Source organism: Sphingomonas sp. C3-2 (assembly GCF_033025475.1).
GTDB lineage: Bacteria > Pseudomonadota > Alphaproteobacteria > Sphingomonadales > Sphingomonadaceae > Sphingobium_A.
In genome coordinates this window covers 2,082,926-2,108,309 of record NZ_CP130322.1, presented here as the reverse complement: position 1 = coordinate 2,108,309, position 25,384 = coordinate 2,082,926, and the positions used below count along the sequence as shown (strand labels likewise).

Annotated in this window: 21 protein-coding genes, 1 tRNA gene and 1 pseudogene; 14 read left to right on the top strand and 9 right to left on the bottom strand. The window is 65.6% G+C overall.

The window, feature by feature from the left end; all coding sequences use genetic code 11:
* The first annotated feature begins 134 nt into the window (after positions 1–134).
* The 3 genes from QYC26_RS10220 (at position 135) to QYC26_RS10210 (ending at position 2,188) form a co-directional block, all read left to right on the top strand.
* Positions 135–210: transfer RNA gene (locus QYC26_RS10220), tRNA-Thr, on the top strand.
* Positions 211–466: 256 nt separating this feature from the next.
* Entirely contained in the window at positions 467–862 is a 396-nt protein-coding gene (locus QYC26_RS10215; protein WP_317512127.1) for a polyketide cyclase, read from the top strand.
* Positions 863–988: 126 nt separating this feature from the next.
* Positions 989–2,188, top strand: a complete 1,200-nt coding sequence (locus QYC26_RS10210; protein WP_317512126.1) for an MFS transporter — start codon at positions 989–991, stop codon at positions 2,186–2,188.
* A 54-nt stretch (positions 2,189–2,242) separates the two neighbouring features.
* On the opposite strand, the gene QYC26_RS10205 is transcribed toward QYC26_RS10210, so the two are convergent.
* Entirely contained in the window at positions 2,243–2,626 is a 384-nt protein-coding gene (locus QYC26_RS10205) for a limonene-1,2-epoxide hydrolase family protein (RefSeq protein ID WP_317512125.1), read from the bottom strand.
* An 89-nt stretch (positions 2,627–2,715) separates the two neighbouring features.
* A complete protein-coding gene (locus QYC26_RS10200) occupies positions 2,716–4,269 on the bottom strand; it encodes a M20/M25/M40 family metallo-hydrolase (RefSeq protein ID WP_317512124.1) in 1,554 nt (517 codons plus the stop codon).
* A 102-nt stretch (positions 4,270–4,371) separates the two neighbouring features.
* Here QYC26_RS10200 and QYC26_RS10195 point away from each other — a divergent pair, with 102 nt between their 5' ends.
* Complete coding sequence (locus QYC26_RS10195) at positions 4,372–5,421, top strand: LD-carboxypeptidase (protein WP_317512123.1); 1,050 nt, start codon at positions 4,372–4,374, stop codon at positions 5,419–5,421.
* 50 nt (positions 5,422–5,471) lie between these two features.
* A complete protein-coding gene (locus QYC26_RS10190) occupies positions 5,472–6,440 on the top strand; it encodes a 2-hydroxyacid dehydrogenase (RefSeq protein WP_317512122.1) in 969 nt (322 codons plus the stop codon).
* Positions 6,441–6,454: 14 nt separating this feature from the next.
* Here the strand turns inward: QYC26_RS10190 and QYC26_RS10185 are convergent, their stop codons facing one another.
* Positions 6,455–7,135, bottom strand: coding sequence for a helix-turn-helix domain-containing protein (locus QYC26_RS10185; RefSeq protein WP_317512121.1), 681 nt, complete (start codon positions 7,133–7,135; stop codon positions 6,455–6,457).
* Between the two features lie 107 nt (positions 7,136–7,242).
* On the opposite strand from QYC26_RS10185, the gene QYC26_RS10180 reads away from it, so the two are divergent.
* The 8 genes and pseudogenes from QYC26_RS10180 to QYC26_RS10145 all read left to right on the top strand — a co-directional run bounded on the left by QYC26_RS10180 (position 7,243) and on the right by QYC26_RS10145 (position 13,452).
* Positions 7,243–7,692: a VOC family protein gene (locus tag QYC26_RS10180; protein WP_317512120.1), complete on the top strand. Its 450-nt coding sequence runs from the start codon at positions 7,243–7,245 to the stop codon at positions 7,690–7,692.
* 50 nt (positions 7,693–7,742) lie between these two features.
* A pseudogene (locus QYC26_RS10175) lies at positions 7,743–8,111 on the top strand (DUF1428 domain-containing protein); the annotation flags it as partial.
* Entirely contained in the window at positions 8,094–8,891 is a 798-nt protein-coding gene (locus tag QYC26_RS10170) for a VOC family protein (RefSeq protein ID WP_317515044.1), read from the top strand. The pseudogene QYC26_RS10175 and the gene QYC26_RS10170, both read left to right, overlap by 18 nt.
* 43 nt (positions 8,892–8,934) lie before the next feature.
* Positions 8,935–9,426 carry a VOC family protein gene (locus tag QYC26_RS10165; protein ID WP_317512119.1) on the top strand — a complete coding sequence of 164 codons (492 nt, stop codon included), beginning with the start codon at positions 8,935–8,937 and terminating at the stop codon, positions 9,424–9,426.
* On the top strand, positions 9,419–10,072 hold the full coding sequence (locus QYC26_RS10160) for a glutathione S-transferase family protein (protein ID WP_317512118.1): 654 nt from the start codon (positions 9,419–9,421) through the stop codon (positions 10,070–10,072). Before QYC26_RS10165 ends, QYC26_RS10160 begins: the two co-directional genes overlap by 8 nt.
* 23 nt (positions 10,073–10,095) lie before the next feature.
* Positions 10,096–10,563 (top strand): SRPBCC family protein, encoded by a 468-nt coding sequence (locus QYC26_RS10155; protein ID WP_317512117.1) that lies wholly within the window; start codon positions 10,096–10,098, stop codon positions 10,561–10,563.
* A gap of 75 nt (positions 10,564–10,638) precedes the next feature.
* Positions 10,639–11,991 carry an MFS transporter gene (locus QYC26_RS10150; protein ID WP_317512116.1) on the top strand — a complete coding sequence of 451 codons (1,353 nt, stop codon included), beginning with the start codon at positions 10,639–10,641 and terminating at the stop codon, positions 11,989–11,991.
* 81 nt (positions 11,992–12,072) lie between these two features.
* Positions 12,073–13,452, top strand: a complete 1,380-nt coding sequence (locus QYC26_RS10145) for an L-serine ammonia-lyase (protein WP_317512115.1) — start codon at positions 12,073–12,075, stop codon at positions 13,450–13,452.
* A gap of 57 nt (positions 13,453–13,509) precedes the next feature.
* Here the strand turns inward: QYC26_RS10145 and QYC26_RS10140 are convergent, their stop codons facing one another.
* From QYC26_RS10140 to QYC26_RS10130, 3 genes are all read right to left on the bottom strand, one after another.
* On the bottom strand, positions 13,510–15,384 hold the full coding sequence (locus QYC26_RS10140; RefSeq protein WP_317512114.1) for an AMP-binding protein: 1,875 nt from the start codon (positions 15,382–15,384) through the stop codon (positions 13,510–13,512).
* 92 nt (positions 15,385–15,476) lie between these two features.
* Positions 15,477–17,144, bottom strand: a complete 1,668-nt coding sequence (locus tag QYC26_RS10135) for an MFS transporter (protein ID WP_317512113.1) — start codon at positions 17,142–17,144, stop codon at positions 15,477–15,479.
* Between the two features lie 20 nt (positions 17,145–17,164).
* The gene (locus QYC26_RS10130; RefSeq protein ID WP_317512112.1) at positions 17,165–18,577 is read right to left on the bottom strand and encodes a DcaP family trimeric outer membrane transporter; all 1,413 of its coding nucleotides are present in this window, start codon (positions 18,575–18,577) and stop codon (positions 17,165–17,167) included.
* A gap of 273 nt (positions 18,578–18,850) precedes the next feature.
* Between QYC26_RS10130 and QYC26_RS10125 the strand changes: the two genes are divergently transcribed.
* A complete protein-coding gene (locus QYC26_RS10125; RefSeq protein WP_411197648.1) occupies positions 18,851–19,432 on the top strand; it encodes a LuxR C-terminal-related transcriptional regulator in 582 nt (193 codons plus the stop codon).
* On the opposite strand, the gene QYC26_RS10120 is transcribed toward QYC26_RS10125, so the two are convergent.
* The 3 genes from QYC26_RS10120 to feoB form a co-directional block, all read right to left on the bottom strand.
* A complete protein-coding gene (locus QYC26_RS10120; protein WP_317512110.1) occupies positions 19,406–22,753 on the bottom strand; it encodes a PAS-domain containing protein in 3,348 nt (1,115 codons plus the stop codon). The two genes, QYC26_RS10125 and QYC26_RS10120, sit on opposite strands and share 27 nt — an antisense overlap.
* Positions 22,754–22,907: 154 nt before the next feature.
* Positions 22,908–23,513, bottom strand: a complete 606-nt coding sequence (ssb, locus tag QYC26_RS10115; protein WP_317512109.1) for a single-stranded DNA-binding protein — start codon at positions 23,511–23,513, stop codon at positions 22,908–22,910.
* Positions 23,514–23,528: 15 nt separating this feature from the next.
* Positions 23,529–25,382, bottom strand: coding sequence for a ferrous iron transporter B (gene feoB, locus QYC26_RS10110; protein WP_317512108.1), 1,854 nt, complete (start codon positions 25,380–25,382; stop codon positions 23,529–23,531).
* Between the last annotated feature and the right edge of the window lie 2 nt (positions 25,383–25,384).

The following is a 25,384-nucleotide window of genomic DNA, read 5'->3' as shown; positions in this document are numbered from 1 at the left end:
GTCAGGCAACAAGGTTGTCGGATGGTTAAGCGTGCGCGATTTTCAAAAATCGACGCGGCTTTGATCAGAACCGGCTTGTGCTCCGCCAAACACGCTGTTAAGCGCTGCCACCTCAGACGCCCATATGGGCCTGCGCCGCTTTAGCTCAGTTGGTAGAGCATCGCATTCGTAATGCGGGGGTCAGGTGTTCGAGTCACCTAAGCGGCACCACAATTTTTTCCTTATCGTTTGAAAATCATACGGAAGCTGATCGAACGCTCGATCGGGCGGATGGTCGAACCGTCCTCTAAATCCTTCCTTCGGCCTTATCCGTGATGGACAATCATCGATCAACATATTGAATTAGAACCCTTCGCCAGCTCTTCGGCAGACGATACCAGGGCAGCAAAGGCACGTCCCATCGACGCTCGCGTCACGCGGCGCACGCGCCTAAAGGGGTATCTGGTTGCTCAAGATGGAGAATGAGATGTTGCCCGCGCGGACCTTCAGCGTATCGATCGCCTGCGATTGGCGGACGCTCTACGAACGTATCTGGCGCCCCGAATTCTTCCCGCGCTGGGCATCGGGATTGTCGGAAGCGGCGTTGGAACAGGACGGCGCACACTGGCGCGCGGAGGGGCCCGAGGGCGCGGTCCGCATCCGCTTCTCACCGCATAATGATCATGGCGTGATGGATCACTGGGTCGATCTCGGCACGGGGAACGTCGTCCATGTCCCCTTGCGCGTCATCGAAAATGGGGCCGGTGCCGAGGTTATGTTGACGCTGTTCCGTCAGCCGGAAATGGATGACGAGCGGTTTTCCGCCGATGCCAAATGGGTGGTCGGCGATCTACGCCGGCTCAAGCAGCTGATCGAAAGATAACGGCGCCGCATGAAAACATAAGGAAAAGCGCCAGGCGCATGCAGCGCGCGGCGTATCGGGAGAGCGAAAATCCGGGGACATCAAAAAGCGGACCGTTTCACCGCCGCGCATCTGGGGCTGCTGGGCATGCTGGCCTTTGCCGTCATGTTCGAAGGGTTCGACGTCAATGTGACGAGCGTCGTGCTGCCGCATGCGGGCAAGACGTTCGGGGCCGATGCGCAGCAGCTGGGCCGGGCGCTGTCGATGATCGGCATGGGGGCGATCGCGGCGTGGTTTCTGCTGCGGCTGGCCGATCGTTGGGGGCGGCGGCCGATCATGCTGCTGTCGGTCACCGGCTTTTCGATCGGATCGGTCGCGACCGCGCTGGCGCCCGATCTGCCGAGCTATACCGCGATCCAGTTCGTCACCCGCCTGCTGCTCGTGACGCAGATCGCCACCGCCTATGTCATCGTCAGCGAAACCCTGCCCGCCCATCTGCGCGGGCGCGCGATCGGGATATTGGGCGCGGCGGGCAGCGTGGGGGCGGCGCTTCCCATGCTGTTGCTGGCGCCCGCCGAAGGATCGGCGCTTGGCTGGCGCATGCTGTTCATCGTCGGCGCCGCGCCGCTGCTCGTGCTGCCGATCATGGTCTGGAAATTGCGTGAAACCCCCGCCTTCACCCAGCGCCGCGCAAGCACGCCCGACAAGACCGGTTTTGCCGACGAATTCCGCGCGCTCACCCGGCCGGGCATGCGCGGCCGCTTCGTTGCGATGAGCGGGCTGTGGTTCGTGATCAACTTCGCCTCGGCGGTGAGCAGCTTCTTCTTTTCCTTCTATGTGCTCAACGAACGCGGCTGGACCGCGCTCGACCTCGCCAAGATCGCGCCTGCCGGGTTCGCCTCGGCCTTTATCGGCTATATCGCCGCGGGCTGGCTGATGGACGGGATCGGACGGCGCAGGACGGCGATGATCTTTCTCGGCATGACTGCGGTTTTGACGCTGCAATGCTATGCCGCAACGGACTGGTGGACGATCGCGCTGTGCTGGGTCGGGCTGCAGGCGATGCTTGGCATTTGGACCATAGGCTTCACGCTGAATTCGGAGCTGTTTCCGACCGCAATCCGCGCCGCCGCCAATGGCTGGTGCCATAATCTGCTCGGGCGCTGGGGCATGGTGATCGCGCCGATGCTGTTCGGCTGGGTATCGGTGCAGGCCGGATCGGTCGCGGCGGCGGGGCAATGGCTGGGGCTGGTCGGCTTTCTGGGGCTGCCGCTCATCTATTTCGCCATTCCCGAGACCGCGGGCACCGCGCTTGCGGAGGGCGAACCGAGCAGCGCCGGGCATTGACCCCTTTTCTGTGCGGGCGCGCGATGCCGCCCGTCCGCACAGGGGCAGGCCGTCCTAGGCGACGACCTGTGCGAGCTGGCGCTCCATTTCCGCCTGATCATAATAATCGCGCCAGCTGGAAATCAGCCCGTCGCGCAGCTCGAATATCCCCATCACGCGCAGATCGATCCATTGGCCGTTGGCGCGGAAGCGATCGACCCGCTCGGTCATCACCGCGCCGTCTGCGGTTTCGCCGATGGCGTGGACGACGAATTCGCACGCATCCGCCATTTTGAGGAATTCGCTGAGGAACGCGCGGATCGCGGCATGCCCCGTCACGGGCGCGATCGGGATGTTGTGATAGAAACAATCCTCGGTCATGAACGCGACGATCCGGTCGGCATCCAGCGACGACCAGACATCGCAAAACTCGCGGATACGCTCGATATTGTCGGGCATTGTGCCTCTCCCTCGTTGTTTTTTCGCTATTTTCTTTGGAATTTTCAGTGCCCCCCGTCGCCGCATGACACGGCGACGGGAGGTATGCGTCAGGCGCGGATCGAGGCCTGATTGGCGAGTTCGTAGAGGAGTTCGGCATAGGCCTTGCTGGCGCCGGCCATGCCCATCACCTTGGGGTTGGAACTCTTGATCAGGAAATATTCGTCGGGCCCGTGCGCGCCGCTGCCATGGCCCATGCCCCATTGCGCGGCGGGCAAGTTGAGCGGCGGACCCGAAAAGACCACGCCGGGCCACGATCCCGCGCTGCGCGGGATGATCGTATAGGGCACGCCCAGCCGTTCCATCACCGCCTTTTCGGCGCGGACGAGCGCGCTGTCCTCGCGCGTGCTGGTGGGGCCGTACCCGCCCGTCACCTTCACTTCCAGATCCTCGAAGCCATGTTTCTTCAGATGCGCGGTGAACTTGGCGATCGCCTCTTCCTTGGTCATCGCGGGGGGCAGGCGAAATTCCATCTTCGCGGCCGCGCGGTGCGGCAGGATCGTCTTGCCGCCGGGGCCGGTATAGCCCGCGACGAGCCCCTGGATGTTGATCGTCGGCTGCGAGGCGAGGCGTTCGAGCGCCTGCTGCCAGGGCTCGTCGTTGATCCAGCGGCTGACGCCCAGTTGCTTCTTCACCTCGTCCTCGCTCGTCCGCTTCGCGGTTTCGGCGATCAGTGCCTTTTCACGCGGCGACAGCGGCTGGACATTGTCGTACCAGCCCTCGACCGCGATGGTGTGCCCATCGGGCTTCATCAGCGTATCGAGCGCCTGAACCAGCCGCCAGGCGGGGCTGTCGACCCGGGCATAGTTGCTGGAATGGATATCCTTGGTGGGGCCGCGCCCCCAGCGTTCGCCGCTCGAGATCAGCTCGAGCTCGACCGCGCCCTTGGCGCCCAATGTCAGCGTGCTCGTGCCCTCGGGCGACTGGCTGGCCGAGGGAATGAACACGCCGATGCAGCGTTCCATCGTCGCAAGCACATCGGGATGGCTGATCGCCTTGGGGAAATTGGGCGAGGCGATCTCTTCCTCCCCTTCCGCGATGAGCGCGATGTTGACCGGCAGCTCCCTGCCGCTGTCCTTGAACGCGCGCACCGCCGCGAGAAAGGCCATTTCGGGGCCCTTCTGATTGACCGCGCCGCGCCCGACCATCACCTGGCCAAGGCCGGGCCGATCAACAAGCCGCGCCTCGAGCGGGGGCGAGCTCCATTCGGCCGGATCGAACTGCTTGACGTCGTACATGAAATAGACGCCGATCCAGTGCTTTGCACCGGCGTCGAGCGTAGCGAACACCGAGGGCACGCCGCCGGTGGGGATCGCTTTGGCCGACTGGAACCCCGCATCGCGCGCGAGCGCGATCATATGCGCGACGCCCTCATCGATATTGCGCTGTTCGGCGGCGATCGAGGGCAGCTTGATCCAATCGGCCAGCCGCTGCACCGCCGCATCCTGATGCGCGTCAATCGCGGCCAGCACGGCGGCGCGGTCGGCATTGACGGAGGCCGCCTGCGCCACCCCGGGCGCGAGCAGCGCGGCGGCCGCGCCGCCCGCCTTGATCATCGTCCGCCGATCGATCGAGGCCGTTTTGTCGTTGTCGCGATCCGTCATCCCCGTCTCCCCTGTCCGTTGCCGCATCAGTCGATTGCGCGCGGCAGGCTATCCGGCCCCGCGGACGATGGATAGCGCTATATGCGTCCCGTCGATGCTGTTATGACCTTCAAAATGCTCGATAGAAGAACCGCCCTTGGCGCGATGGGCGCCGTTGCCGCAACGCTTGCGACGCGCCCGGCGGGGGCCGCGCCGCGGCCAACGCTGCGCAAACCGCCCCGACTGCACGCCGGCGATGTTGTCGGGCTGGTCGAACCGGCGGGCTTTACCGACGATGCGTTCGATCTGGCGCTGGTGCAGGACACGATCCGCGCCATGGGGCTTGTCCCCAAACCGGGCCGGTTCGTTGCCGCGCGCCATGGCTATCTGGCGGGCACCGATGCGGAGCGCGCCGCCGATCTCAATGCGATGTACGCAGACCCTGAAGTGCGCGCGGTGTTTGCGGTGCGCGGCGGATGGGGCTGCGCGCGGATTTTGCCGCATCTCGATTTCACCGCCATCCGCAAAAACCCCAAGCTGCTGATCGGATTCAGCGACATCACCGCGCTCCACCTCGCCTTTGCCGCGCGCGCCGGGTTCACGACGATCCACGGCCCCAATGCCGCAAGTTCCTGGGGGCGATTTTCCTGGGATGCGTTTCGCAGCCTCGTTTTCGAGGGTGCGACGCCCGTGCTCGCCAATCCGGCGGGCGCGGAGGACAGGCTGGTCCAGCGCAGCGGGCGCATCCGCACGCTGACCCCCGGCACCGCGCGTGGGCGGCTGATCGGAGGCAATCTGACCGTGCTCGCCGCGCTGATGGGCACGCCCTATCTGCCCGATTTCGACGGCGCGATCCTGTTCCTCGAGGATGTCGACGAGGCCGAATACCGGATCGACCGGATGCTCACCCAGCTGGCGCTGGCGGGCGTGCTCGGCCGGCTGGCCGGGGTGGTGTTCGGGCAATGCACAAGCTGCCGCGCCAGTGGCCCGTCCTATGGCGGCTTCACGCTTTCCCAGATATTGGAGCAGCATCTGCGCCCGCTTGACATCCCCGCCTTTCAGGGCGCGCAGATCGGGCATATCGCCAACCAGTTCAGCATTCCCGTGGGCGCCGAGGCCGAGATCGACGCGGCGGCGGGCACGATCCGCATCCTTGAACCCGTGGTGGCGTGAGCGCACAAAAACAGGACGCATGCGGCGCCGATGGCGCGTATAGCGGCGGCATGAAGGCGACCGACATCCTGCTTCCCGCGCCGATGACCGATGCGGTCATCGCCCCCCTCAAGGCCGAGGGCATCCCGCTCCACGCGCTGTGGGAACAGCCCGATCCCGAACGCTTCCTTGCCGAGCAGGGCGAGCGCATCCGGGGTGTCGCGACGAGCACACTCTATGGCCGGCTGGGCGCCGAACTGATCGAGAAGCTGCCCAATCTGGAAGTCATCGCGAGCTTTGGCGTGGGCTATGACAATGTCGACGTGGCGGCTGCTGCGGCGCGCGACGTGATGGTCACCAACACCCCGGGCGTGCTCGACGACGAGGTAGCCGATTTCACCATCGGGCTGCTGATCGCGACCCTGCGCCAGATCCCGCAAGCCGACCGTTTCCTGCGCGACGGGCTGTGGACCGAACGCGCCTTTCCGCTTTCCCCCACGCTGCGCGGCCGCACAATCGGGATTGTCGGGCTGGGCAGCATCGGCAAGGCGATCGCCCGGCGGCTGGAAGGGTTCGGCGTCGATATCGCCTATCATGGTCGCCACCGCCAGCCGGGCGTCGGCTATCCCTATTATCCGAGCGCCAGGGAGCTGGCGGCGGCGTGCGACGTGCTGATCGCCATCCTGCCCGGCGGCGCGGCAACGCGGCATATCATCGATGCCGGGGTGCTAAAGGCGCTGGGGCCCGAGGGGGTGTTCATCAATGTCGCGCGCGGCAGCGTCGTCGATCAGGACGCGCTGATCGAGGCGCTTCGAAACCGCACGATTCTGGTGGCCGGATTGGACGTCTATGAGGACGAGCCTAATGTGCCGGCGGCGCTGCTCGGCCTGCCCGGGGTGGTATTGCTGCCGCATATCGGGTCGGCCTCGGCGCATACGCGCGCGGCGATGGGGCGGCTGGTCGCCGACAATCTGATCGCCTGGTTCCGGGATGGGCGCGCGCTGACCCCGGTGCCCGAAACCGCGCATCTGCAAGGCTGATGCCCCAACCCCCGTCAGCGCGGCGGGGGCACGAATTTCGGCGGCAGCACGAACAGCGCGGCAAAACGCGCGGCGAGCGCGGGATCGCCCATGAGGTGCAGCGCGCCGCTTTCAGCAAGTTCGGCGAGCGGCGCACCGCCATAGACAAAGCCAGCGAGCACACTGGGTGTGCCCACAAAGACGATATCGCCCGCATCGGCCGCGCCGCGCCCGACCGAAAACCCGTCCGCGCCCAGATGGCCCAGATATTCGTCTTCGCCAAAGCGGAAGCCGACCGCCAGCACCAGATCGCCAATGGCTTTGCGGTCAATCATTGTGCGGAAGGACAGCAGGATCGAGACGCCGCTGATCGGCAGGGTGGGATCATGGCGCGGCGAGCGCGCGGCCCAGCGCCCGAGTTCCTGCACGATCGGTTCGGCCTCATACCCCCATTCGCTCAGACCATAGACCGGGACGCTGGCGGGCGGTGGCAATTTGCCGCGCACGACGATTCCGTTCGCTTCCAGTTCGGTCAGGCGCTGGGCGAGCACATTGGCGCTGATTCCGGGCAGGTCGGCGCGCAGATCCCCAAATCGGCGCGGACCCAGCATAAGCTCGCGCACGACGAACAGCGCCCAGCGGTCCCCCAATAGTTCAAGGCCATGGGCCATGCCGCACGCGTCGTCGAACCCGCGCTTTTTGGCAGAATTTTTCACGTTAGTTATTTTTTCTAACTCCATAGTTGCTTTATTTAATTTTCGCGGCATGTTTGTCAACAGCGAGTCGGCCCAAGCCGACGCCCTTAGGAGAGGGAGCATAGACCATGGCCCAGACGCCAATGCCCAAGATGATCTTCGTCAACCTGCCGGTGACCGATCTCGACCGGTCGATCGCCTTTTACGAAAGCATCGGCGCGGCGCGCGATCCGCGCTTTTGCGACGACAGCGCCGCGATGCTCCGCTTTTCGGACACGATCCACGCGATGCTGCTGACGCACGCGCGCTTTTCCAGCTTCACCGAGCGCACGATCATCGACGCGCACAAGAGCGCGCAGGCTCTGCTGGCGCTGAGCGTCGAAAACCGCGCGGGTGTTGACGCGGTGATCGCGCAGGCGACGCAAAGCGGCGGCACCGCCGACCCCAATCCGGTGCAGGATCACGGCTTCATGTACAGCCGGTCCTTTGCCGATCCCGACGGCCATATCTGGGAAATGGTCTGGATGGACATGGAGGCCGCAATGGCCGGCGAACCAGCGACCGAAGCCGCCGCGTAACGATGCCGGACGCATAGCGCACCGGACAACCCGCGAAACGGGAGAGAGACATGAGCTATATTGACGGTTTCGTGATCGCGGTGCCGACCGCGAACAAGCAGAAATTCATCGATCACGCCAATATGGGCGACAGCGTTTTCATGGAACTGGGCGCAACACGCGTCCTGGAATGCTGGGGCGACGATGTGCCGAACGGCAAGCAGACCGATTTTCGCCGCGCGGTGCAGGCCAAGGACGACGAAACGGTCGTTTTTTCCTGGATCGAATGGCCGGACAAGGCGGTTCGCGATGCCGCGATGGCGCGCATGGACGAGATGATGAAAACCGATGAGCGGATGAGCCCCGAGAAAAACCCGATGCCCTTTGACGGGATGCGGATGATCTATGGTGGCTTCGAACCCGTGGTGACGCTGGAAAAGCCGAATACCAACAAGCCTGGCGACTATATCTGGTACGAGCTGCTGACGAGCGACGCCGATGCCGCGCAGTCCTTCTACACTGCGGTGCTCGGCTGGAGCTATGCCGATTCCGGCCAGCCGCAGATGGATTACCGGATCGTCAATGCGGGCGAGAACAGCGTCGGCGGGATGATGCCGATCACGCGCGATATGGCCGCGCAAGGCGCGGCGCCCATCTGGCTCGGCTATATCGCGGTCGACGATGTCGACGCGACGGTGGCGGACCTCCAGCAACGCGGCGGCAGCGTGCAGATGCCCGCGATGGACATTCCCATGGTCGGCCGGATCGCGATGGTGGCCGATCCGCAGGGCGCGCCCTTTTACGTGATGAAGCCGCAGGGCAGCGGCAAGAGCCTTGCCTTTGCCGATGATTGCCCACGCCCCGGCCACTGCGCGTGGAACGAGTTGCAAACATCGGACCAGCCGGGGGCCTGGGCCTTTTACGGCGAGATGTTCGGATGGCAGCAGGACGGCGAGATGGATATGGGCCCGATGGGCAAGTATCAGTTCATCCGCCACGGCGGCATGCTGGGCGCGATCATGCCCGGCAGCGCCGAAATGGGCCCCCCGCGCTGGACCCAATATTTCCGCGTGGAGAATGTCGACACCGCGAAATCGGCGGTCGAGGCGGGCGGCGGCAAGGTGGTGAACGGCCCCGACGAAATCCCCGGCGGCGATTTCGCGATGAACTGCATCGATCCGCAAGGGGCGGCCTTTGGCCTTGTCGGCGGGCGGCGCTGACGCGCCGTCCCCCTTCCCCATTCCCGCTGCAATGGAGCATGCGATGAGCAAGATCACACCCTGTCTCTGGTATGACGGCGCGGCCGAGGAGGCCGCCCGCTTCTATGTCTCGCTTTTGCCGGGGAGCACGGTCGACCGGGTGGTGCGATCCCCCGTGGATACGCCGTCGGGCCCCGAAGGATCGGTGCTGACCGTGGAATTCACCCTGGCCGGCATGAAGTTCATCGCACTGAATGGTGGCCCGGCCTTCGCCTTTACCGAAGCGGTGAGCTTCCAGATCGAAACCGAGGATCAGGCCGAAACCGACCGGTTATGGGAGGCGCTGATCGCCGATGGCGGCAGCGAAAGCCAGTGCGGCTGGCTGAAGGATCGCTGGGGCATGAGCTGGCAGATCACGCCGCGCCAATTGACGGCGCTGTTCCTCGGCGCCGACAAGGCGGCGGCGCAACGCGCTGGGCAGGCGATGTTTTCGATGCGCAAGATCGACATCGCGACCATCGAGGCGGCCGCACGCGGGGAAGCCGCCGATGCTTGAGCTCTATGGCCACCCCTTTTCCTCCTATTCCTGGAAGGCGCAGATCGCGCTGCTGGAAAAGGCACTTCCCTACACGCCCCGGCCGCTCATCGCCGAGGAACCGGAAAACGGCGCGGCGCTGAAGCGCCACTGGCCGATCGGCAAATTCCCCGTGCTCGTGGATAACGGTGCGCCGGTGATCGAATCCTCGATCATCATCGAATATCTCGACATCCACCACCCCGGCGCGCGCCCGCTGATCCCCACTGATCGGGACGCGGCGCTGGCGGTGCGGTTCATGGACCGGATCTTCGACAATCATGTGATGGGGCCGATGCAATCGGTGGTCGGCGCCTATATCGCCGATGCCACTCAGCCCGACCGGGCGAGGATCGACAAGGCGCACGCCGCGCTCGACACCATCTATGCCTGGCTGGACGAACGCCTGACCGGCGAATGGGCGTGTGACGGCGATTTCAGCCTGGCCGATTGCGCCGCAGCGCCCGCACTTTTCTATGCCGATTGGGCGCGCCCGATCGATACCGGGCTTGGCCGGCTGCGCGATTACCGGGCGCGCCTGCTCGCGCGGCCCTCGGTCGCCAAATGCGTCGACGAGGCCCGGCCTTACCGATCCTATTTCCCGCCCGGCGCGCCCGACCGCGACTAAACAAACCGCCCGAGGAGCTTTTGATGACCGACGATATGAAAAAGGACTGGGAGCTCAGCGTCTCCCGCCACATCGCCGCGCCGCCCGAGGCGGTGTGGCAGGTGATGACCGAGCGCATGCCCGACTGGTTCTGCCCCAAGCCCTGGCGGGTCGAGATCGTCGAACAGGATCGGCGCGCGGGCGGGCGCGAGGCGATGATCATGCACGGCCCCAATGGCGAACAAATCCATAATGAAGGCATTTATCTGGCCTATGAGCCGGGGCGGCGGATCGTCGTCACCGACGCGCTCGACAGCGCCTTTCGCCCGCAAGGCCCGTTCATGGTAGGCATTTTCGAGATCGCCCCGGACGGCGCGGGCACGCGCTACACCGCCTCTGCCCGGCACTGGACCGAGGGCGACATGCAGAAGCATAAGGAAATGGGGTTCGAGGAAGGCTGGGGCATCTGCGCCGACCAGTTGAAGGCGCTGTGCGAGGAAGGCGTCGCCTGACGCCCTGAACCCAAGCCTGCAAAGCATTAGACGGCGCGCCCGCTGCTGCTACAACAGCGGCGGGGAGAGCATTGGATGCAGCACGAGGAAAAGGCCGACCTGCCCTATCTGCGCAAGGTCGTGGGCGCATCGATGGCGGGGACCGTCGTCGAATGGTATGAATTCTTCCTCTATGGCACCGCGGCGACGCTGGTATTCGGCAAGCTGTTCTTCCCCGCCACCGGCAATGAGCTGGACGGGATCATCGCCGCCTTTGCCACCTATGCGGTGGGGTTCATCGCGCGGCCGCTGGGCGGGATCGTCTTCGGCCATGTCGGCGACCGGATGGGGCGCAAGGCGCTGCTCCAGTTCAGCCTTGTGCTGATCGGCATATCCACCTTCCTGATGGGGTGCCTGCCAACCTTCGACAGCATCGGTTATTGGGCGCCCGCGCTGCTCGTTCTCCTGCGCTTTGTCCAAGGGTTTGCGCTGGGCGGCGAATGGGGCGGCGCGGTCCTCCTCGTCGCCGAACATGCCCCCAATCGCAGCCGCGCCTTCTGGGGAAGCTTTCCACAGGCGGGCGTGCCGATCGGCAATTTGCTCGCGACCGTCGTCCTCCTTATCCTCTCTGCTACCCTGTCGTCCGAAGCCTTTCTGGAATGGGGCTGGCGGATCGGCTTCTGGCTGTCGGTCGTGATCGTCGGCATCGGCTATTACATCCGCACGCAGGTGACCGATTCCCCGATCTTTCAGGCGGCGCGCGCGGAGGCCGAGGCGCAGGCGGCATCGGGCTATGGCCTGAGCGAGGTGTTCCGCCGCTATCCGCGCGGGGTGTTTACCGCGATGGGGCTGCGGTTCGGCGAGAACATCCTCTATTACATGGTGGTCACCTTCTCGATCACCTATCTCGCGCATATCGGGATCAACACGACCGCAATCCTCGGCATGTTGTTCGTCGCGCATTTCCTCCACGCGCTGATCATTCCGCCGATCGGGCGGATGGCCGACCGGTTCGGGCGCAAACCCGTCTATCTGCTCGGCGCGGCGCTCACCATCGCCTGGCCGTTTCTGGCCTTTCCGATGTTCGGCACGGGGAACGACGCGGTCATCCTCCTCGCCATATTGATCGGCATGGCGGTCCATGCGCTGATGTATGCCGCGCAGCCGGCGATCATGGCGGAAATGTTTCCCACCCGGATGCGTTATTCGGGCGTGTCGCTCGGCTATCAGGTGACCGCCATCGTCGCCGGTTCTTGGGCGCCGCTGATCGGGACCACGCTGCTGCGCGCCTATGACGGCTGGATGCCGATCGCGGTCTATATCAGCGCGGCGGGCGCGGTGAGCCTGATCGCGGCGATGATCCTGCGCGAAAGCCGGGGAATCTCGCTCGCCGCGATCGACCGGGACGACCGGGCCCAGCTCCGGGCGGAGCGAGATAGTACGATCTAAAAGTTTCTCCTCGCCCTGGCCTGCGCTCTCGGTCCATAAGCATGGCCGAGCCCAAAGGGCCGCGTCAGCAGGAAGGGATTTATGGTCGCCAGTACATTCGACCTGTTCAAGATCGGGGTCGGCCCGTCGAGTTCGCACACCATGGGGCCGATGACGGCGGCGGCCGATTTCGCCGATCGCCTGCGCACCGCTGCGCTGATCGAGCGGGTCGCGCGCATCGATGCCGCGCTGTTCGGATCGCTCGCGCTGACCGGAAAGGGCCATGCCAGCGACCGCGCGGTGCTGATCGGGCTGACCGGACAGCGGCCTGCCGAAATCGATCCCGATGCCGCCGATGCGCTGGTGGCGCAGATCCGCGAAACCGGCCGGCTACCGCTGGGCGGCACGCACGCGATCGACTTTATCGAGGAACGCGACCTGCGCCTGCTCCAGCGCGAAAGACTGGCCTTTCATTCCAATGCGATGACCTTCACCGCGCTGGGCGCGGACGGGAAGACGATTGCGCAGCGCACCTATTATTCGGTCGGCGGCGGCGCGATCCTTGACGAGGACCAGACCGATCGCAACGCGCCCACCGAGGGCGGCTGGGATGTGCCCCATAATTTCCGGTCGGGCGACGAATTGCTGGCGATGGCGCAGCAATCGGGCAAGAGCTTTGCGCAATTGATGCGCGAAAATGAGGAAAGCGCGCTGCCGCCCGAGGCCATTTCGGCACGGCTGCGCGAGATCCGCGACGCGATGTCGGCCTGTATCGACCGCGGGATCGCATCGGGCGGGCTGCTGCCCGGCGGGCTCAAGGTGAAGCGGCGCGCGCCGACCATCTACCGCGCGCTCATCGAACGGCAGGAACGCGCGCTCGCCGATCCGCTGACCGTGATCGACTGGGTGAACCTGTGGGCGCTGGCGGTGAACGAGGAAAATGCCGGCGGCGGCAAGGTCGTGACCGCGCCCACCAATGGCGCGGCCGGGATCATCCCTGCGGTGCTGCGCTATTATGAGCGCTTTGCGCCCAAGGCCTGTACGCAGGGTGCCGAGGATTTCCTGCTGACCGCAGCGGCGATCGGATCGCTGTTCAAGGAAAATGCCTCGATCTCGGGCGCCGAGGTCGGCTGTCAGGGCGAGGTGGGCGTGGCCTGTTCGATGGCGGCGGCGGGGCTGGCGGCGGCGCTGGGCGCATCGCCCGCGCAGATCGAGAATGCCGCCGAGATCGGGATGGAGCATAATCTGGGGCTGACCTGCGACCCCGTCGCCGGGCTGGTGCAGGTGCCGTGCATCGAACGCAATGCGGTGGGATCGATCAAGGCGATCGAGGCCGCGCGGCTGGCGATGCTGGGCGACGGCACCCACCGCGTCAGCCTGGATCAGGTGATCGAGACGATGCGCAAGACCGGGCTCGACATGTCCGAACGCTATAAGGAAACCGCGCTGGGCGGGCTGGCGGTGAACGTCGTCGAATGCTGAGGCGCCGATGCCGTGCCGCCCGCGAAAACGGACGGCACGGCATCTGGGCCGGGACGATCAGCGCGCGTGGACGGCGGCGCTGATCTTTGCCGGGACGCTCGGATCCTCGATCGTCGGGGGCGTATCGAACGCCTCGCCATTGACGATCTTGCGCAGCAGGTTGCGCAGGATCTTGCCCGAACGGGTCTTGGGCAGTTGCGGGACGACATAGCTGGTCTTGAGCGCGGCAACCGCGCCAAGCTCGGCGCGCACCGCCGCGATCACCCGCGCGGTCATCACCTCATCGGCATCGGCCCCGGCGCGCGGCACGACAAAGGCGACCGGGATCATGCCCTTGATCGGATCGTCCGCGCCGATCACCGCGCATTCGGCAACACCCTGCTGTTCGGCGACGATCTGTTCCATCTGGCCGGTCGACAGGCGGTGACCCGCAACATTGATGATGTCGTCGGTCCGCCCCATGATGTGCAGGAAACCGTCGGCGTCGAAATGGCCTGCATCGCCGGTTTCATAATAGCCTGGAAATCCGGTGAAATTCTTGTCGAAACCGGCCTGATTTTTCCACAATGTGCGGAATGCACCGGGGGGGAGCGGCGCCTTGATGACGACCGATCCGCTCTTGCCCGTTTCAACGGGCTTGCCCTCTTCATCGAGCACCGCAAATTCATAACCCGGCACGGGGAACCCCGCGCTGCCGCGACGGCGGCGGCTGTCCCCCATCGCCAGGCAGCTTGCAATTGCGGGCCAGCCCAGTTCTGTCTGCCACCAATGGTCGATCACGGGGAGGCCCGATTTCTCCTCAAGCCAGGCGATCGTGTCGGGATCGGCGCGTTCGCCGGCGAGGAAAATCGCGTTCAAGGCCCCGGTGCCGATGTCATTGAGGAAACCGGCGTCTGGATCTTCCTTGCGCACTGCGCGGATCGCGGTGGGCGCCGTGAAAAAGGTCTTCACGCCGTGGCGCTCGATCGTCCGCCAGAAGGTGCCGGCATCGGGGGTGCCGACGGGCTTGCCCTCGAACAACACGGTCGTCGCGCCGACCAGAAGCGGGGCATAGACGATATAGCTGTGGCCAACGACCCAACCCACATCGGATGCCGCCCAGAACGGATCGCCCGCGCCGATGCCGAAAATATTGGCCATCGACCAGGCGAGCGCCACCGCATGGCCGCCATTTTCGCGCACCACGCCCTTGGGCGTCCCCGTCGTCCCCGAGGTGTAGAGCACATAAAGCGGATCGCTGGACAGCAGCGGCACGGGCGCCGGGACCGGATCGTTCGCGGTCTCAGCCCGCAGCGTCGCCCAATCGACATCGTGCGGGGCCGAAAGATCGGCTTCGAGCCGTTCGCGCTGGAGGAGCACGACATGATCGACCTTATGGCGGGCGAGCGAGAGCGCCTCGTCGACCATCGGCTTATAGGCGATGGTGCGCTGCCCCTCGATCCCGCACGAAGCGGTGAGCAGCAGGCGCGGGGTGGCATCATCGATCCGCTTGGCGAGTTCGAGCGCGGCGAAACCGCCGAACACGACCGAATGGATCGCGCCCAGCCGCGCGCAGGCGAGCATGGCAAAGACCGTTTCGGGGATCATCGGCATGTAGAGGATGACGCGGTCGCCCTTGACCACGCCCAGCCGCGTCAGCATCGCGGCGACGCGGCCGACCTCTTCCAGAAGCTCGGCATAGCTGAACTGCCGGACCGTATCGGTGACCGGGCTGTCATAGATCAGCGCGGGCGTGTCTCCGCGCCCGGCATGGATGTGGCGATCAAGACAATTGTGACAGGTGTTGAGCGTGGCGCCCGGAAACCAGCCACCCACCTCGGCATAGCTGCGGGCGGGCGGCGTGAACCAGTCGATCGCCTGAGCGGCCTTTGCCCAGAAGGTTTCCGGGTCGGCGACGCTGCCACGCCATGCCGTTTCATACGCTTCGCTCATCGTCATCTCATCCTGATCACATAGTGGCTTTGAAAGGGGTTTTGAGCGGCGCGCCGGATCGACGAGACCCGGCGCACCGCCCGTTTCCTGGGTTATCGATCAATGTTCCGGCGAAAGGTTTCGGGCAGGAAGAACAGCCCGATCACGACCGTGGCGGCAGCAATCACCACGGGGTACCAGAGGCCGTAATAGATGTTGCCCGTGGCAGCGACCATCGCGAAGGCGGTGGTGGGCAGGAAGCCGCCGAACCAGCCATTGCCGACATGATAGGGCAGCGACATCGAGGTGTAGCGGATCCGGCTGGGGAAGAGTTCGACCAGCATCGCCGCGATCGGGCCGTAGACCATCGTCACCAGCATCGCGAGCGCCCAGAGGATCGCGACGACCAGCGGCTTGTTGATCTGATCGTTATCGGCCTTGGCCGGGTAGCCGGCCTCGGCAAGCCCCGCCTTCAGGCTGGCCTGAAAGCCTTCGATCGCGGCCTTGCGTTCCGGACCGGCAAGCCCGCCGGGATCGGGGGCGACAATGTTCGCCGCGCCGATGCGGACGACCGCCGGCTGCCCTGCGGGCAGGTCGGCATTGTCATAATTGACCCCCGCCTTGGCGAGATAGGCCTTGGCGATGTCGCAGCTCGACGTGTCGAACTGGTTGCGGCCGACCGGATCGAACTGGAACGAGCATTCGCCCTGATGCGCGGCAATCACCACGGGGGCATTGGCCTGGGCGCGGGCCAGCGCCGGGTTGGCGGCATCGGTGAGCGCGCCGAAGAGCGGGAAATAGGTGAGTGCGGCCAGCGCGCAGCCGCCAAGGATGATCGGTTTGCGTCCGATGCGATCCGACAGCCAGCCGAACACGACGAAGAACGGGGTGGCGAGCGCCAGCGCGATCGCGATCAGGATGTTGGCGGTGGCACCGTCGACCCGAAGCGTCTTTTCAAGGAAGAACAGCGCGTAGAACTGGCCCGCATACCAGACCACCGCCTGCCCCGCGACCGCGCCGAACAGCGCGACGATCACCCAGCGCAGATTGCCCCATTGGCCAAAGGCCTCGGTCAGCGGCGCCTTCGAGGTTTTGCCCTCTTCCTTCATCTTCTGGAAGACGGGGCTTTCGTTGAGCTGCATGCGGATCCACATCGACACCGCAAGCAAGATGATCGAGATCAGGAACGGCAGGCGCCAGCCCCAGGCGGCAAAAGCCTCTTCACCCAGCGCATAGCGAAAGCCGATGACGACAAGCAGCGCCGCGAACAGGCCGAAGGTGGCGGTCGTCTGAATCCAGCTGGTATAGAGCCCGCGTTTTCCCTCGGGCGCGTGCTCGGCGACATAGGTGGCAGCCCCGCCATATTCGCCGCCCAAGGCCAGCCCCTGCGCCAGGCGGAGGAAGAGGAGGATGAGCGGCGCGGCGACGCCGATCGAGGCATAGCTGGGCAAGAGGCCGACCGCGAAGGTGGACAGGCCCATGATCCCCATGGTGACGAGAAAGGTGTTCTTGCGGCCGACCAGATCGCCGATCCGCCCGAACACCAGCGCGCCAAACGGGCGGACCGCAAAGCCCGCCGCAAAGGCTGCGAGCGCGAAGATGAACGCGGTCGTCTCGTTCACCCCCGAAAAGAACTGCGCCGAGATATAGGTGGCGAGCAGCCCGTAAAGATAGAAATCATACCATTCGAAAACCGTCCCCAGAGACGACGCGGCTATGACCTGTTTTTCGCGTCTGGTGGCCCGGTGGTGTTTTGGCAGTTCTTTATATGTTGTTGCCATGCATCCTCTCCTGATCTTTGTCAGAATGTATATTTCGCCGCCATTTCAAAGCGGTCCATACGCCCTTTCTGTCCGTTTACGACTTCACGCAGGGCATGGCGATATTCGATGCCCAGATCGAGCTTGCTGACCGGCGACCAGAACAGGTTGCCGGCAAAGCTATAGGCATTTCGGTTCGCCAGTTCGGGCAGCAGCATATTGTCGGGCATGCCGGCATGCTGGAACCCGGCCATGAAGGTGGAGCGGAGATTGTCCGCCCAGCCGAGCTTCAGCGCGGCAAAGCCCGCGACATTGTCGATGACGTGGAGCCGGTCATTGCCCAGCGCGCCAAGATCATAGACCGCATCGGGGACGAAGCCCGCCGACAGATAGCGCCCGATGCCGTGGCCATAGGTGGCGACGAAGCGGAGATCATGGCGGCCTTCGGGGCCGAAGACGAACTTGCCGCCCGCCGAGACACCCCAGCCAAGCGCATCGCTTGCCCCCGCATCCCCCTCTACCGACAGCTGGCGCACCAGCCCGGCGACGTGGAAATCGGCCGCGCCGCGCTTGACGGCAAGGCGTGCGGTAACGTCGGGGACGTGATCGGTATCGTGATCGACCAGCGCGGCGGAGGTGGTGGTTATGGTTTCGGTCTGCGGGTTTTCAGCCGAGACGAAGAGATCGATGCCTTGGGCGATCGGCTGGCGATAGCGTACGATCGCCTGACGGACGAAGACAGATCCTTCCATCTGCCCTGCAAAGTCGGTCGTTTCCGGGAAATAGGCCGGGTTCTGGAAATTGGTCCATTCCTGCCCGGCGAGCCAGTTGCCATAGGTGAGGAAGCCGCGCCGGAAGGTGGGCGAATAGGCGTTGGTCGAGCGCTGCGCGCCAGCGGGCGCGTTGCCCAGCGCGAAATCGAACTCGACATGCCCCTTGATCTCGCCGCTGCCCGCCGGGGTGGAGCTGGTGAAGAAGATCCGGCTCTGGCGCGCATGCGCGATGAAATCGCGGCTGGGCGCCCCGCCGACCGGAATGAACTGCGGCAGATAGAGTTCCTTGGCGAGTTGGCCGCCCGGCATTTCGCCCGCGCTGTAGCGCGTGCTGCTCGCCACCAGCTTGATGAAGCCGCCCATGCCGAAGGTGGTGCCGCCGACAGTGAAGCCTTCGGCAGGCGCCTGCGGGCGCGCCTCGAGCGCGTTGAGGCGCGTTTCGGCCTGTGCGTTCTGCGCGGTGATCGCCGTCGTTGCGGCGGTGGTGGCAGCGGTGGTTTCCACCTGCTGCTGGCGCGCATCGATCAGATCGGTGCGCAGCTGCATCATTTCGGCTTCCAGCCGCTGCAACCGCGCCTCCAGCGCGGCCTCGCGCGCGGTGGCGGCCGAGGCCATTTGCGGCAGGGCAAGGGCCGATGCGCCAAGCAAAACCGAACAGAACTGGCGACCGCGCTTGCCCAATGACCGGTTCCTTTCAGGCACCCTCTCCAAGCACCCATCATCGGTGCGCAGGCCATGACAGACCATCCCGACCTCGGTCGAACATCTACGACCTTGGTCGTATAGCGCCGCGACGGCGGCAGCCGTTGAAGCGCCGGATTGTGCGATTTTTTGAAGGGGCAACGCTTGCCGATCGCGGCGCGGCGTTTAATCTGGCGCCACCGAACAGAATTGAGACACGCAATAGAAACGATCCTGATCGCGGACGACCATCCGCTGTTCCGCCAAGCGCTGATGCTGGCGGTGGCCAAGGTCGTGCCGCAGGCACAGATAGTCGAGGCGGGAACGCTGGCGGCCGCGCTGCGCGCCGCGGGCGCGGCCGACGATCTGCGCCTGATCCTGCTCGACCTGAAAATGCCCGGTGCGGTCGGCTATTCGGGGATTGCGCTGCTCCACGCCGAAAAGCCCGAGGTGCCGATCCTCGTCATCTCGAGCGCCGAGGGCGCCAAGGCCGCCGAGGAAGCACGCGCGCTGGGGGCGGTCGGCTTCCTGCCCAAGGACAGCCCCCTGCCCGCGATCGAGGCCGCGATCGCCCGCGCGCTCGGCGGGCAGGCGCCGGTTCAGGCGCCGGATGGAACGCGCGACCAGCCCGAGGACAGCGTGCGGCGCGAAATCGCGGCCCTCACCCCCACCCAGCTCAAGGTGTTGCTTGCGGTGCTCGACGGCAAGCTCAACAAGCAGATCGCGCATGAACTGGCGATCAGCGAGGCGACGGTGAAGGCGCATATGACCGCGATCATGCGCAAGCTCGACGTGCGCACGCGCACCCAGGCCGCGCTGGTGGCAAGGTCACTCGGGCTCGATCTCAAGCACTGAGATACTGGCAAGAAAGGCCGAGATCGTCTCGGCCCCGGCGGGTTTGGCGATGACGGCGACGCCCTGTGCCGCCGCCTGCAGCTCAAGCGCCGAATCGAGCTCGGCGGTCACCAGCGCGGCGGGGAGCCCCGGCCGGCGCGCGCGCAGCGCGGCGATCAGGCTGAGCCCATCCTCCCCGGCATCGAGCCGATAATCGACGAGCGCGGCATCGGCCCCGCCGACAAGCGCCAGCGCGCCCACGCCGTCGCCGGCACCAAAGGCGCGGTGGCCCATGCTCGTCAGCAGCGCGCAGCTCGCCTCGACGATCATCGGTTCGTTATCGACGACCAGAATGCGCAGCATGCCGGGCGTGGCGACGACGCTCTCCCCCGTTTCCACGCCCGTCCAGGCCGGGCCAATGCCGGTGGCGGGCAGCAACAGGCTGAACCGGCTTCCCCGGCCGGGGGTGGAGGCGACCTCGATCCGCCCGCCGAGAAGGCGCACGATGCGCTCTGCGAGCGCGAGGCCAAGCCCATGCCCTTCGACCTCGACTGCGCCCAGACGCGTGAATTCGCCGAAAATCGCATCGATCTGGCCGCTCTCAATGCCGATGCCGGTGTCGATCACATCGATGCGGAGCATCGTCTGGCGCTGGCGGACGCCGATCACCACCCCGCCCCGTTCGGTGTAGCGAATGGCGTTGGACAGGAAATTCTGGAGCACCGAGCGCAGCAGAGCGGGATCGCTGTGCAGCTGGCCAAAGAGTGGGCCGGTGCGCAAGGCGATCCCCTTTTCGCGCGCGAGCGGGGCAAAGCCCTCGACGAGATCGGTGAGGAACGGCGCGAGCGCGATCTGTTCAGGATTGGGCTGCACCCCGCCCGCATCGATCGTGCTGATATCGAGGAGCGCGCGCAGCAGCCCTTCGGCCGCGACAATGGCGTTTTCGACACGCCCGACGAGCGGCCGGGCTTTGTCCGCCGCCTCCCGCGCGAGCGCGGCGGTGAACAGCCGCGCGGCATGGAGCGGCTGGAGCAGATCATGGCTGGCGGCGGCCAAAAAGCGCGTCTTGTCCTGCGTTGCCTGCGCCAGCAGCCGGTTCGCCTCGCTGAGCGCGCGGGTGCGGTCGACCACGCGGGTTTCAAGCTCGGCCAGCGTCGATTCGAGCGCGTCGCGGGTGCGCGCTTCCTCGGTAATGTCGGTAAAGCTCGTCACATAGCCGCCGCCCGGCATCGGGCCGCCCACCGTCTTGATCACCCGCCCGTCAGAGCGCCGCCGTTCGAAGCTGTGCGGCAGCCCGCGCCGCATATGGCCAAGCCGCTTTTCGATATTGAACTCGACATCGTCCGAACCGAAATCGCCGAGCCCGGCATTGTGGCGGATGAGATCGGCGATCGGCACGCCGACGCGCACCAGCCCGGCGGGATAGCCGAACATGTCGAGATACTGGCTGTTCCACGCGACGACATTCATATCGGCATCGACCACGCTGATCGCGGAATCGATATTTTCGAACGTCGCCGCGAGGAGCTGGCGCGAAAAGCGGAGCGACTGGCCACCGGCATCGAGCAGGCGGGTAACGTCGGCGAGCTTCATCTGCCCATCGGCCAGCGTCGATGCGATCAGCGCGCGGGCCGAGGAGGCGCCGACCACCTCGGCGATGAGTTCCTGCGCGCGCTGCGCCGAGCTGCGGTCGATCGGGACGTCGGGCCGTGCCCCGGGAAATTCGCGCGCGGTGCGTTCTTCCCCGATGAAGCTGGCGGTCAGCCGCGCGAGATCCATGACGTCGTTGATCCGGCGCGCCCCGCCCAGCAGCTGCGGCAACGGGCGCGACGGCACCTTGCGCGCGGCGACGAGCAGATAGACGAGAAGATTGGCGCCAAGGCTCCAGCCCACGCCGTGGACGATGGGGGACGGATTGCCGAGGCCGAACAGATGGTATGGATCGAACAGGCCACCGGTGAGCGCCGCGAGCCAGCCATGCGGCAGGATCGGCGGCAGCGCGAGCGTGTAGAACCACAAGCCAAAGCCGACCGCGAGGCTGGCGCGCGCGGCCAGCGCGTCGCGATCGGCGCGGAAGGTGGCGAGGATGAAGTGCGGGGTGAACTGCGCCATCGCGGCAAAGGCGACGAGGCCGATCGACGCGAGCGACGCCTGCGGCGAGACGAGCAGCGCCCAGGCAAGCGCGAACAGGATGATGCCGATAATCGACAGCCGCCGGACGCGCAGCACCGAGCGCCCGATCGCCCCCGCGCCCCGGTGATTGCCGCCGCGCACGAGCGCGGGGAAAATCAGATCGTTCGAAACCATGGTGGCAAGCGCGGTCGAATCGACGATCACCATCGACGCCGCCGCGCTGACCCCGCCCAGCAGCGCCAGCACCAGCGCCCAGTGCTGCCCCGCCATGGCAGGCAGTTGCAGCACATAGAGATCGGCGGGTGCGCCGCCTTCGAACAGCGCCGCCCCGGCCAGCGCGATCGGGAGCACCATCAGCGCCATCGCGCCGATATAGGCGGCAAGGCCAAGCCGGGCGCGGACGAGATCGTCGGGGGCGCGCGCCTCGACCAGCCCCATATAGAATTGGCGTGGCAGCACCAGCACCGCCATGGCGGAGATAAGGAAGATCGCGCCGATATCGAGCGAAAGCCGGTCGGGACGGAAATTATGTTCGAGCACGGCAATGCCGCGCGCATATTGGGCCATGTCCGCCTGAAGGACGATGAACACCGCCAGCGCGGTCACCACCACAAGCGCTGCGATCTTGATGATCGATTCGAGCCCGATGGCATAGAGCAGCCCTTCGCTGCGCCCCGCCAGTTCGAACCGGCGCGCGCCGAAAAGGATGGTGAAGAGCGCGAGCAGCAGCGCCGCGGCGATCATCGCGGGCACCGCGACGGGCTGCCCCGCGACGATCGACACCGCGCTGCCGATCGAACGGAGCTGGAGCGCGACATAGGGAATCGTGCCGCACAGCGCGATCACCGTGACGAGGCGGGCGACCACCACGTCATGGCCAAAGCGCGCCGCGATGAAATCGGAAACGGTCTTTGCCTGTTCCTCCGCCACCGCATGGCCAAGGCGGCGCAGGAAACCGGGGGCGGCGATGAGCACGCAGATCGGCGCGAGATAGATCGGCAGATAGTGCCAGCCGTCGCGCACCGCGCTGCCCACGGCGCCGTAAAAGGTCCAGCTGCTGCAATAGACGCCGAGTGCCAGCGTATAGGCGCCGTGCCGCATCCCCCGCCAGCGCGCGGTGCCGCCGCCCCGCGCCTCGACCGTCCAGGCGAGCGCGAACAGGGCGAGCATCAGCGCCAGCACGACAAGGGCCGCCCATTGCAAGCTCATCGCTGATATCCGCTAGCCATTGCCGGTGGGGATAATATCAGGCGGCCACGCCGCGCAACAGAGCGCGGGCGCGCCAACGAGATCGGGCGCCCCCGCCGGCTTCCGAGGAAGCACGGCGAAGACGCCCGGAAATCTGCGTCAGCGATGCCCGAAATCAGAACGGAACGTCGTCGTCGAGATCGCTGTCGAAAGCCGAGGAATTGCTGCGCGAACCGCCGCCCGACGAGCGGCCACCGCCAAAGCTGTCATTGCCGCTGCTGGTCTGGCCCCAGCCGTCATTGGCGCGACCACCGCCGCTGCCGCCACCGGTGCTGCCCCAGCTGTCATTGCCCGACGAACGGCCACCGCCGCCGCCACCGCCCCAGCCGTCATTGCCCGACGAACGACCGCCGCCCATGCCGGCGCCTTCATCGCGACCGCCGAGCAGCACGAGTTCGCCGCGGAAGCGCTGGAGCACGATTTCGGTCGAATATTTGTCCTGGCCGTTCTGATCCTGCCATTTGCGCGTCTGCAGCTGGCCTTCGAGATAGACGCTCGAGCCCTTGCGCAGATATTGCTTGGCGACCTTGCCGAGGTTTTCGTTGAAGATCACCACGCGGTGCCATTCGGTGCGTTCCTGACGGTTGCCGTCACGATCGTTCCAGCGCTCGGAGGTGGCGATCGAGAGATTGACGACCTCGCCCCCGTTGTTGAGCGAGCGCGCTTCGGGGTCGGCACCGAGATTGCCGACCAAAATCACCTTGTTCACTGAGCCAGCCACGCGCCGATTCCCTTCTTAAAGTCCCAATGCCGTTGCGCCCCAATAGGTAGCGCCTGCTGCGACATAAGCGAGCCCGAACAGATATGCCAAGGCGAATGTGGGCCACTTCCACCCATTGGTTTCGCGGCGGATGACGGCGATGGTGGAAAGGCATTGCGGCGCAAAGACGAACCACATCAGGAAGGCGAGCGCCGTGGGAAGCGGCCAGCGCCCCTGAAGCCGTTCAACCAGCGAGCTTTCGGTTTCCGCCTCGTCGTCGGCTTCGATCGAATAGACCGTGGCGAGTGCCGCGACGGCCACCTCGCGCGCGGCCATGGCAGGGATGATCGACAGCGCCATTTCGTGGTTGAAGCCGATCGGCTTCACCAGCACCTCAAGCCCCGACGCCATCCGCCCGGCGATCGAATATTCGACCTGGCTTTTGCCTTCGGGCGCCTGCGGAAAGGCGAGCAGCGCCCAGAGCAGCACGGTCACGCCCATGATGATCGTACCCGCGCGGCGCAGGAAGACGCGCGCACGCTGACCCAGGCCGATCACGATGTCGGACAGGCGGGGCATCTGATATTTGGGCATTTCGATGAGGAAGCCACTGCCCGTGCCGCGCGCGATCGTCTTGCGGAAGGCAAGCGCGGCCAGCACCGCGCCCAGGATGCCCGCGATATAGAGCGCGAAAAGGACGAGCCCCTGCAGCCCGACCCCGGGCGCCACCTTTTGTGCGGGGATGAACGCCGCGATGATGACCGAATAGACGGGCAGGCGCGCCGAGCAGGTCATCAACGGTGCGATCAGGATCGTGGTCAGCCGCTGCTTGGGATCGTCGATCGTGCGCGTGGCCATGATGCCGGGGATCGCGCAGGCAAAGGACGACAAGAGCGGGATGAAGGCGCGGCCCGACAGGCCGACCGAGGCCATCAGCCGATCCATCAGGAAGGCGGCGCGCACCATATAGCCCGATGCCTCGAGCAGCAGGATGAAGAAGAAGAGAACCAGAATCTGCGGCAGAAAGACGACCACCGAGCCAACACCGGCGATGAGGCCATCGACCAGGAACGAGCGGAAGAAGCCGTCGGGCAACACATCGGTGACCACGCCCTGCAACGCTGCGAAACCGTCCTCGATCCAGCCGATGGGTGCTTCCGACCAGGAGAACACCGCCTGGAACATCAGGAACATCAGGAGCGCGAGGATGATCGGCCCGGCAACCGGGTGGAGCACGACCGAATCGATCACATGGGTGATCCGGCGCGCCGAGGTTTCGGAAACCGTTGCAGCCTTGGAAATCGCACGCGCGCGGCGCTGGACGGCGTCTTCGTCGGTGGGGATGGCGGCAATGTCGGGCGCGCGGTGCTCGGCACCACCCACCGCCTCGGCCAGCGCATCCTTCAGCGCATCGAGCCCACGGCGGCGCACGGCGACCGTGGGGATGACGGGCACGCCCAGTTCGCGCGACAGCGCCTCGGCATCGAGGACAAGCCCGTCGCGTTCGGCCATGTCGACCATGTTGAGCGCCACCACGGCGGGAATGCCGAGCGACAGGAGCTGGAGCGCAAAGCGCAGATGATTGTCGAGATTGCCCGCGTCGAGCACGATGATCAGCCCCGAGGGCGTCCGTTCACCGGTCAACTTGCCCGTGACGACATCGCGCGTGACGCATTCGTCGGGGCTGGAGGGATCGAGGCTATAAGCGCCGGGCAGGTCGACCAGTTCGACCGGGCGACCGTCGGGCAGCGCCATGCGGCCTGCCTTGCGCTCGACGGTGACGCCGGGATAGTTGCCAACCTTCTGGCGGGCGCCGGTCAGCGCGTTGAACAGCGCGCTCTTGCCCGCATTGGGATTGCCGACCAGGGCGATCATCGGTGCCGGGTTCATCG

What these genes read in the sequence shown, in the direction of transcription:
- QYC26_RS10120 (WP_317512110.1), bottom strand. Translation starts at nt 22,753, where the DNA reads ATGAGCTTGCAATGGGCGGCCCTTGTCGTGCTGGCGCTGATGCTCGCC.
- QYC26_RS10210 (WP_317512126.1), top strand. Translation starts at nt 989, where the DNA reads ATGCTGGCCTTTGCCGTCATGTTCGAAGGGTTCGACGTCAATGTGACG.
- QYC26_RS10135 (WP_317512113.1), bottom strand. Translation starts at nt 17,144, where the DNA reads ATGGCAACAACATATAAAGAACTGCCAAAACACCACCGGGCCACCAGA.
- feoB (WP_317512108.1), bottom strand. Translation starts at nt 25,382, where the DNA reads ATGAACCCGGCACCGATGATCGCCCTGGTCGGCAATCCCAATGCGGGC.
- QYC26_RS10155 (WP_317512117.1), top strand. Translation starts at nt 10,096, where the DNA reads ATGACCGACGATATGAAAAAGGACTGGGAGCTCAGCGTCTCCCGCCAC.
- QYC26_RS10125 (WP_411197648.1), top strand. Translation starts at nt 18,851, where the DNA reads ATGCTGGCGGTGGCCAAGGTCGTGCCGCAGGCACAGATAGTCGAGGCG.
- QYC26_RS10190 (WP_317512122.1), top strand. Translation starts at nt 5,472, where the DNA reads ATGAAGGCGACCGACATCCTGCTTCCCGCGCCGATGACCGATGCGGTC.
- QYC26_RS10200 (WP_317512124.1), bottom strand. Translation starts at nt 4,269, where the DNA reads ATGACGGATCGCGACAACGACAAAACGGCCTCGATCGATCGGCGGACG.
- QYC26_RS10150 (WP_317512116.1), top strand. Translation starts at nt 10,639, where the DNA reads ATGCAGCACGAGGAAAAGGCCGACCTGCCCTATCTGCGCAAGGTCGTG.
- QYC26_RS10205 (WP_317512125.1), bottom strand. Translation starts at nt 2,626, where the DNA reads ATGCCCGACAATATCGAGCGTATCCGCGAGTTTTGCGATGTCTGGTCG.
- QYC26_RS10160 (WP_317512118.1), top strand. Translation starts at nt 9,419, where the DNA reads ATGCTTGAGCTCTATGGCCACCCCTTTTCCTCCTATTCCTGGAAGGCG.
- QYC26_RS10145 (WP_317512115.1), top strand. Translation starts at nt 12,073, where the DNA reads ATGGTCGCCAGTACATTCGACCTGTTCAAGATCGGGGTCGGCCCGTCG.
- QYC26_RS10165 (WP_317512119.1), top strand. Translation starts at nt 8,935, where the DNA reads ATGAGCAAGATCACACCCTGTCTCTGGTATGACGGCGCGGCCGAGGAG.
- QYC26_RS10195 (WP_317512123.1), top strand. Translation starts at nt 4,372, where the DNA reads ATGACCTTCAAAATGCTCGATAGAAGAACCGCCCTTGGCGCGATGGGC.
- QYC26_RS10140 (WP_317512114.1), bottom strand. Translation starts at nt 15,384, where the DNA reads ATGAGCGAAGCGTATGAAACGGCATGGCGTGGCAGCGTCGCCGACCCG.
- QYC26_RS10180 (WP_317512120.1), top strand. Translation starts at nt 7,243, where the DNA reads ATGGCCCAGACGCCAATGCCCAAGATGATCTTCGTCAACCTGCCGGTG.
- QYC26_RS10215 (WP_317512127.1), top strand. Translation starts at nt 467, where the DNA reads ATGTTGCCCGCGCGGACCTTCAGCGTATCGATCGCCTGCGATTGGCGG.